Source organism: Bacillota bacterium (genome assembly GCA_040754675.1).
Classification (GTDB): Bacteria; Bacillota; Limnochordia; order Limnochordales; family Geochordaceae; genus Geochorda.
The window spans coordinates 1-8855 of the sequence record JBFMCJ010000139.1 but is presented as its reverse complement, the minus strand read 5'-3'; the positions used below and the strand labels follow the sequence as shown (position 1 = coordinate 8855).

Sequence of the window (8855 nt, the reverse complement as noted above, 5' to 3'; positions counted from 1 at the left end):
TCACCGGTAAGCAATTGTACAGGCTGTCGCTCCCGGCTCGGGGCCATCTAACCCCCTCGCTCCTCCGATGTCGGTGAGCCTGACTTCCGGGGGCGCATCGGTCGCAAACGGGCCGTCGTCGCCCCAGCCCACTAGCTTGCTGGTCGGTGCCTGCTGAATGATACTCCAACTTACGGGCAAACCCCAAAGTCAGGGGTCGACCTCCAGCCCGACCCCTCAAATTGTCGCTAGCTTCCAGAAGGAGATCCCAGCAGAACGCCGAAATGTGCCAGCGCTGGCAGACGCCACTGGCGGGCGGTTTGGATGGATAGAAGGCCAACCATAGCAGACGTGGCCAAACTAGCAGGTGTGTCGGCCCGGACCGTGTCGCGGGTCATTAACGCTCGCGGCTATGTCTCATCAGAGACACGCGACCGTGTCCTGTCCGTCATCCGTTCCCTGCAGTATCAGCCCAATCCGGTAGCCCGAGCCATGGCTGGGGCACCGGCCCAAACCATTGGTGTCGTCATCGGCCACGAGCCTCGCATTGCCTTCAGCAATCCCTTTCTCTCCGAAGTGCTCCGGGGCATCGGGCACGTCGCATCCCAGAACGGTTATCAAGTGATGCTGTACACCGGAGAGAGCAATCTGCCCTATGCCTCTCTTCTCGCCACGAACCAGATCGGCGCTATGGTCTTCATGAGCGTGCCGGCAACTGACCCCCGGGTCGCGCGGGTGGTGGAGGGCGGGTACCCAGTCGTACTCACCTGTCGTTATCAGGACAGTGAGCGCGTTTACACGGTCGATGTCGATAACGAAGCCGGCGCGTTCATGGCCGTCGAGCACTTGATCCGGTACGGACACCGGACCATCGCCATGGTGACGGGTCCGGCCAACCACATGACGACTGTGAGGCGAGTGGCTGGGTACCGCCAGGCGCTCGAACGCTACGGGATCTTCTTCGACCCGGCGCTGGTGGCAGAAGGCGACTATTCGGAAGAAAGCGGCTATCGCCTGACCCATCTGCTGCTGGCCATGCGGCCCGACCTTTCGGCTATTTTCGCCGCGGGCGACTTGATGGCCATCGGCGTTGTGAAGGCGCTCGTCCAAAACGGCCGTCGAGTGCCTGAGGACGTCTCGGTGGTCGGATTCGACGACATCTCAATGGCCCGCTATCTGCAGCCTCCGCTGACCACGGTGCGCCAGCCGGGATTTGACAAGGGGGCGATCGCCGCGGAGATGGCCATCCAGTTGGCGAGGGGCCGTACCCCACAGCAGCGGCACGTTACGCTTGCACCCGAGTTGGTTGCCCGGGGGTCCGCGGCTCCCGTCCGGGTGCCAGCCCCAGCCGGAGCATAGTGAGCGAAGCGGCATGGAACGACGTGAGCAGCGACAAACGGCGGAGCGAGCGGAGCGACGCGAGCGGTCCGCCGGCGCAGCAGGCCGCTGGGTACGCATCGGCGTGGTCCCGCCGGGACCGGTTCGAGCCGGCGGCTCCGGACGGTTGTGCGTGATGCTGCGGCCAGTGCGGCCGTTGAGCGCAGGGGCGTCGATTCGAGTGAGAATACCGCTCGGGTGGACGCCCCCGTCGCTAGAACCGGGGCCGGGCCAAGTACGCTGGGACGTGCGAGGCCGTGCGCTGGTGCTTGGCGAGATCGTGCGCCGCCGGCACGTCCAGCTCAACCTGACCGGTGGCCGCCTTGTTCCGGGCGACACCGTCGAGCTGGCTTACGGCGGCGACCCCGACGGCGCGCAGTTTCAGCCGTGGGTGACCGACCTGCCAGCTCGCTTTGAGGTAGAAGTCGACGAAGCCGGGGATGGTCGCTTCGTGCTCGACGCCTGGGCCGACTTGGCTGTCGAGCCTGGCCCCCCGGCTCACCTGCACGTAGTGGCCCCCTCGTCGGCCCTGGCCGGGCAAGCGGTGTCGGTTCGGGTGGCGGTACTGGACGCGTACGGCAACCTGCAGCGCCAGACTTCCGGCTGCGCCGAGCTAGCTGTGGAGGGGAGTTCGTTGGCCGCCGCACGAGCCGACTGCTTCAGCGTGATCGAGGGTTTGGGTGCCGCCACCGTGCGGCTGGCCGGCCCCGGCGTGCACCGCTTCCGAGTCACGCTGCTCGAGCTCGGCCTGTCAGCGCGCTCCAACCCGTGCCGCGTCTTCGGATCTGTCGAACCGGTACCGGCGGGCCTGACGTTGGGTGGTCCGTTTTGGGGCGACCCCCACGTTCACACCGTGCTGTCGGACGGGGCCGGGTCAGCGGACTTTGCCCTGACGTACGCCCGGGACGTAGCTCTACTCGACTTTTCCGCCATCGCCGACCACGACATCGAGCACCATCACGCTTGGTTCACCCGGCAGCGACAGCGGCTATCCGACGAAGAGTGGCAACAGCTCGCCGGAGTGCTCCGTCGGCACCGCCGCCCCGGTCGATTTGCGGCGCTCCGGGGTTACGAGTGGACGGGACGGCCATACGGTGACCGGTGCGTCTATTTCCGCGACGATGACGTCCCCATGCGCCGGTACGAACCTGACGACGCACCCACCCCCGAGCAGCTCTGGCAGGGCCTCCAACAGAGCTCGGCTGACGGCGCGCTGGTGGTACCCCATACCGTCGTGTCGCACTTCATGGGCACTGACTGGGCGGCTCACGACGCGGACATCGAGCGACTGGTCGAAATCTACTCGATGCACGGCGCCTCCGAATTCCCGGGCTGCCCACTGGAGATGTCGGGGGCGGTGGCGGGCCGGTCGATACGGGAGGCGCTCGCGCGAGGCTACCGATTCGGGTTTTGCGCGGGCAGCGACACGCACAGCAGCCAGCCTGGCAACCCGGTGCTCGATATGGGACCTTACCGAACGCTTCGCCATAAGCCAGGCCTCACCGCCGTGTACGCGGACACCCTGTCCGAAGCTGCCCTGTTCGACGCGATGCGCCGACGCCGCACGTACGCGACCACCGGAGCGCGCATCCTGGTGTGGTTCGAAGTGAGCGGGACTCCGATGGGGGGCGAGCTGACGCTACCCAGGACGGTCCGCCCTGTCGTACGAGCCTGGGTATCGGCTACGGCGCCGCTGGCCGAGGTGAGCGTGATCAGGGACGGAGAAGTGACTGCCGTGATGCAGCCCCACGGCCAGCAGGACCTTGAGTTCACCTGGGAAGATTCGGCCGAACGCACGGACCCGGCTCGCTACTACTATCTGCGGGCCGTTCAGACGGATGGCGAGATGGCATGGACGAGCCCCGTATGGGTGGTGAGCGGTTGATGGCGCCGTCGGGGCGCATCGATACGGGTCGGACGCAGTTGGCGGGCGACCGGGTTACCGTGGGCGTCGATCTCGGCGGCACTAAGGTCGCCGCTGGCGTCGTGGGACCGGATGGGTACGTCCGGGTAAGGGCTGTCGAGCCGACCCCGGTTAGCGGTGGGGCAGAGAGCATTCTCCGGGCCGTCGTGACGCTGGCGCGACAGATGGTCGACGAGGCACACCGGGCCGACGATCGGGTCGTAGCGGTCGGAGTGGCAACCCCCGGATTCGTCGACTACCCGGGGCGGGCTATCCGCTGGGCCACCCACAACCTCCCGGGCTGGACGGGCACCGCCGTGGGCCAGGCCGTCGAGGCTGCAGTTGCGGTGCCGGTGGTCGTCGAGAACGACGCGAACTGCGCTGCTCTGGCAGAGGCTTGTTTCGGAGCCGGTCGGCACAGCTCGAGCCTCCTGTACGTGGGCATCGGGACCGGAATCGGCGCCGGGCTGGTGGTGGAAGGTCGCCTGCTCCGGGGCGCCAACGGGGGAGGGGGCAATTTAGGGCACGTCAGCGTCGACCCCGAGGGGCCCGTCTGCTACTGCGGTAACCGGGGTTGCGTGGAGCTGTACGCCTCCGGGCGGGCGATCGCCAGCCGTTATGCCGAGCAGGCAGGCCTCCTGGGCGAGGGTGAGACCATTTCGGCCGAACAGGTACTTGGACGCGCGCTACGAGGGGATCCAGTGGCTTCCTCGGTTGTTCAGGATGCGATCCGCCGCCTGGGCTTCGCACTGGCCACGGCTGTTACGCTCACGGACCCGGGCGTGGTCGTGCTCGGGGGCGGGGTAGCTCGAAGCCACCAGGCGCTGCTCGAACAGCTGCACGCCTACCTGCCCGACCACTTGCCGCAGCCCCTGCGCGGGCGCGTCCGCCTGCTTGCATCCGAACTCCAGGAGGACGCGGGACTCATCGGCGCGGCGTGGCTGGCAAGCCGCGCGGGCGGTTCAGAAGAGCCCATCAAGACGGAGGGTGTGGCATGAACAGGCGCGTCTTGTACGTCGGGGACTGTTCGATGCGAGTCGAAATCGAGGTGAAGGGTGCAGAAGCGGTAGCGGGCGTTGACCGTTGGGTCAACATGAGTGGTTTCGTGCGGAATGCGCTTGAAAGCGCGGGATACGAGGTTGAACACATGCCCCCGCACGAGGCGTTTGGGCGGTTTCCCCGTACAGCCGAGGCACTGGCGGAGTACGCGATGCTGGTGCTTAGCGATGTGGGCCACGATACCCTCGCGCTCTATCCGGGCCAGGAGAAGATGTCCCGGCAACCCAACCGTATGGTGGAAATCGTAAAGTACGTCCAGCAGGGTGGCGCCCTGGCGTACTGCGGTGGCTATTTCAGCTTCCAGGGGCGATTCGGGCATGGGCGCTGGTACGGGACACCTCTCGCCTCCATTCTGCCCGTAGAGATCCTGCCGCTGCCCGACGACCGGGTTGAGGCGATGCAGGGGGTTACACCCCGGATCATCGACCGGTCTCACCCCATTACCCGTGGAATCCCATGGGACACATGCCCCGTCGTGTTGGGCTACAACCGTACCGGGGCTGCGCGCCACGGCGCGACACTGTTGGGTGAAGTCGAAGGGGATCCGTTCCTCGCTGCGTGGGAGGTTAGTCAGGGCCGGGTGATGGTCCTCACCACGGACCCCGCACCCCACTGGGGTGTCTACTTCTGCCAGTGGGAACACTATCCGACGTTCTGGCGGCAGGCGGCCGACTGGTTGACACGGCAAGCCTGACGCTACCGAAGCGCCGTCCGGCCGTGCCGCAGGCTGGCCGGCGCAATTCGAGGGCGAACAAGCGGCGCACATTGTCCCCTGGGAGGGATGGCCCATGAGACGCAAGGTGATCTGGACGGTACTCGTGGCGGTTGTGAGCGGTTTCCTATTGTCCGGGGCCGCGGCGGCCCAGGAAGTCGTCCTCACCATGTGGCACTGGGAGACTCCACCACACCGTGTGCGGGCCCAGGAAGCGCTGCTCCAGGAGTTCTACGAGCAAACCGGTATCCGAGTCCGCCAGGAGCCGATCAACTTCCCCGACTATCAGCGCAAGATCCTGAGCGCTATCGCTGCCAACCAGCTCCCGGAAATGATCCAGGTCAACCCGCCCCAACTCATGACGCTTCTCAGCCACCGGGCATTGCTGCCGGTCGACGAGTTGTTGGAGCGGTTGAACCAGGCCTACGGCTTTCCGGCGCCATTCATCGAGCAGTACCGTGTGGATGGACATCAGTACGGCATTCCCGTCTTCGGTATCGTCTGGCCCGTCCAATGGCGCAAGGACATGCTGTCCGAAGTCGGGTTTGCCAATCCTCCGTCCACCTGGGACGAGTTACTGACGTTCGCCTCGAAGGCGACGCTGGACCGTAACAACGACGGACGCATCGACATCTACGGCTTTGGGCTCCCCGTGTCTCGCAACGGCAACTACGGAAGCCAGGTGGTCTGGGGGTTCCTTCGGTCTAACGGGGGCGACGTGGTGGACGCTACGGGCCCCAAAGATCGGATTATCTTCAACTCACCGGAGACCGTCGAAACCTACCGGTTCCTGGCCAATCTGGCTCGCTACACCGCGCCGGGGGCGGAGAACATGGACTGGGGCATGGGCGAGCTGATGTTGAAGTCAGGCCAGGCGGCCGCGATGGTCTACACGGGCGGATTCCTGTCGGAACTCGACCGGACCAACCCCAGCTTGGCCGCACAGTTCGTCACGACGCAGCTGCCGCTCTCCCCGAAAGGACGCCGGGTACATACAGGATACGTCCGGGCTATCACCGTTACGACGGCGGCACGTTCACCGGCCAAGCAGGAGGCGCTCCGCAGGTTCCTGGAGTGGCTCTACGCGCCAGAGAACTACGCTCGCTACATGATGATGGAGCCAATCCTCTACGTGCCGGTTACCACCAGCGTGGCCGCGGAAGGCTCCCCGTTCTGGAAGCATCTCCTCATCGGCAAGTACCGCCAGACGGTTGAGACTCAAATCGCAGCGCTGAAGGCCAGTGAGGTAATCGGATTTACGAAGGGCCACTCCAAAAACGCCGGGGCTCTGGAGGGAGCGTTCCTGTTGGGCGAGGTGCTCCAGAAGATCGTAATCGACGGGTGGACGCCCGAGCAAGCCATTGCCTGGGGCCACCAGCGCTACGAGGAGATTGTCGCCGGCCTGTGAGGAACCCCTCGTACGGACTTGTAAATGGTGGGCCAATTACTGGGGGCCGGGCCGCGGCCCGGCCCCCGCGGGTGTGAGAGGCAATGGTGCCACGGGCGGCCGAAATGGGGCGAATCCTCCGGCTCTACGGGTCGAGCGAAAAGCGCCGGCAGCAGTGGTTAGGCCTGCTGCTTGCGGCACCGGCTATGGCGTGGGTGTTGGGCCTTGTAGTGTATCCGGCGGCACTGACGATATGGCTGTCGTTTCATAACCAGCGGATGGTCGAGCCCGATCCGCCCTGGATCGGCCTGGCTCACTACCGCATCCTGCTGGGCAGCACTGAGTTTTGGGACTCCCTGCTCAAAACGGTCCTTTGGACGGGGCTCAACCTGCTGTTTACGGTCCCGGCGGGAGTCGCCCTCGCGGTCCTGCTCAACCAGGACGTACCCCTCATACGCCCGTTGCGTACGTGGATCCTCCTTCCCTGGAGCTTTCCCATTGTCGTCATCGCTCTCATGTGGAAGTGGATGCTCGACCCGTCGCTGGGGATCGTCAACGAACTGCTGGTCCGCTCTGGCCTGACGTCCGGGCCGGTACTCTTCTTGTCGAGCCGTCAAGTTGCCCTCGTCACGGTAGCGGCGGTCAACGCCTGGCGCTGGATCCCCGAGTTTTCTGTCGTGGTACTGGCTGCCCTGGCGACCGTACCACGCGAACTGCAAGAGGCCGCATCGGTAGACGGTGCCAGCTCGTGGGTGACTTTCTGGCGCATCACTTTGCCACAGATCCGGCCGGTCATTCTGACCGTGGCGTTCATGTTCATGATGCAGGTTTTCAATATGTTTCCCCCTGTATGGCTGATGACGGCCGGCGGACCGGGCAATGCCACGATGATCCTTCCGGTGAGCGTCTACGTCAACGCCTTTCAGCTCTTCCGCCTCAGCCGGTCGGCGGCGCTGTCGGTGCTGCTGCTTGGGGTTGTGGTGTTCTTCTCAGCCCTTTACTTGAGGCTGCTCCGACCCCGATTTGCCGCAGAGTAGGTGGCAATCTATGGCTGGAAGATCAACAAGGAGGCCGCCGAAGCTTCGGCGAGGCGTTGCACATCAGGCAGTTGTGGTATACGTCCTCCTGGCGGCCGTGGTCGTCGTCTACGCGTTTCCGCTGTATTGGACGGCTGTCACGAGTCTCAAGAGCCTTCCAGAGATGACAGCGAAGCCGCCCACGCTGTGGCCTAAGGCCCCGCTGCTGGCCAACTACCGGGAGATCTTCGTGGCGACGTACTTCACGCGGTACGCCTGGAACAGCCTGATCGTAGCCATCGGAACGAGCCTGCTGACCGTGACGCTGGCCGTAGCGGCCGCATTCAGCCTCGCCCGGTTTGCTTTTGTGGGACGAAGACTCCTCGGTCACGGGATCCTTACCGTGTACCTGTTTCCGGGCATCCTGCTAGTGACGCCGTTGTACGTCGTGATGATGCGGTTGGGACTGTACGACACGTTGTGGAGCCTTATCCTGGTCGACGTACTGTACTCCTTACCCTTTGCTGTGTGGACGCTGCGCGCCTTCATCGATGGAGTGCCGCGGGAACTGGAGGAGTGCGCCCGTATCGACGGAGCCTCCTGGATGCAAGTCTTGGTACGGGTTTACGCGCCGCTGCTCAAACCGGCGCTCGCGACAACGGCGATCTATGCGTTCGTCATCGCATGGAACGAGTACCTGTTCGCCTCTGTGCTCGTAACGGGCCAGGCTTCGCAGACGCTGCCCGTGGGGCTGGCAGGCTGGACGTCATCATACACCATCAACTGGGGGCAGGTGTCGGCGGCCAGTATCCTGTCGCTGGTTCCAACGGTGTTGTTCTTCACCACGCTGGGGCCGCTCTTCGTCAAGGGCCTCACGCAGGGTGCCGTCAAGGGCTGACTCGCTGAGGCTACCGGCACTTGAGAAGCAGCCCCGCATCGACTCACCCGGCATCCGTGCCCGGAGGGCGGCCTGCCCGGGAGGGTTCGGGGTAACCCCATGAGAACAGACAGAGGCCTTGCAAGCAGCAGCCGCACCGTCGCCCCCAGCCGTAGGTTTCGGTTAAAGCGGCCAACGCCAGGGGCAGCAGCCCAGTTCATTGGCCGGAACTGGCCGAAGCTCGCATGGCGATGGAGATGCTCACCGGCCCCGAGCCGCTCCACCAGCAGATGTTCCAGCGGCTGGGGGTGCCGCTGGCGTAGCTAGAAGACTGCAATCTTGAATCGTGATCGAGAGCTGTCGTTACCGGGATTTGAGGGATATAGACGTTGATGAACTTCCGTCCACCGGCTTCGCGCGGTTTACGCCGCAGGGCCGGCTGCGCTCGCTGGCTGTCGGCGCCATTCGGGCGCTATAAATGATACTACGGCGCGGCGCTTGTGCGCAACACACCACACGGCTTCCGGTTAGTAGTGCGCAAGGCG

Annotated in this window: 7 protein-coding genes; all 7 read left to right on the top strand. The window is 64.8% G+C overall.

The features are described 5' to 3' along the window. Positions 1–303: 303 nt before the first annotated feature. The 7 genes from AB1609_09740 to AB1609_09710 all read left to right on the top strand — a co-directional run bounded on the left by AB1609_09740 (position 304) and on the right by AB1609_09710 (position 8331). Entirely contained in the window at positions 304–1338 is a 1035-nt protein-coding gene (locus AB1609_09740; GenBank protein MEW6046745.1) for a LacI family DNA-binding transcriptional regulator, read from the top strand. Between the two features lie 199 nt (positions 1339–1537). Beyond that, on the top strand, positions 1538–3241 hold the full coding sequence (locus AB1609_09735) for a CehA/McbA family metallohydrolase (GenBank protein ID MEW6046744.1): 1704 nt from the start codon (positions 1538–1540) through the stop codon (positions 3239–3241). Further along, on the top strand, positions 3208–4257 hold the full coding sequence (locus AB1609_09730; GenBank protein MEW6046743.1) for an ROK family protein: 1050 nt from the start codon (positions 3208–3210) through the stop codon (positions 4255–4257). Before AB1609_09735 ends, AB1609_09730 begins: the two co-directional genes overlap by 34 nt. Beyond that, entirely contained in the window at positions 4254–5012 is a 759-nt protein-coding gene (locus tag AB1609_09725) for a glutamine amidotransferase (protein ID MEW6046742.1), read from the top strand. The genes AB1609_09730 and AB1609_09725 overlap by 4 nt, the downstream gene beginning before the upstream one ends. Before the next feature lie 94 nt (positions 5013–5106). Then, entirely contained in the window at positions 5107–6438 is a 1332-nt protein-coding gene (locus AB1609_09720; protein MEW6046741.1) for a sugar ABC transporter substrate-binding protein, read from the top strand. A 104-nt stretch (positions 6439–6542) separates the two neighbouring features. Beyond that, positions 6543–7454: a sugar ABC transporter permease gene (locus AB1609_09715; protein ID MEW6046740.1), complete on the top strand. Its 912-nt coding sequence runs from the start codon at positions 6543–6545 to the stop codon at positions 7452–7454. 73 nt (positions 7455–7527) lie between these two features. Continuing rightward, positions 7528–8331 (top strand): carbohydrate ABC transporter permease, encoded by an 804-nt coding sequence (locus tag AB1609_09710; GenBank protein ID MEW6046739.1) that lies wholly within the window; start codon positions 7528–7530, stop codon positions 8329–8331. Positions 8332–8855: the final 524 nt, after the last annotated feature.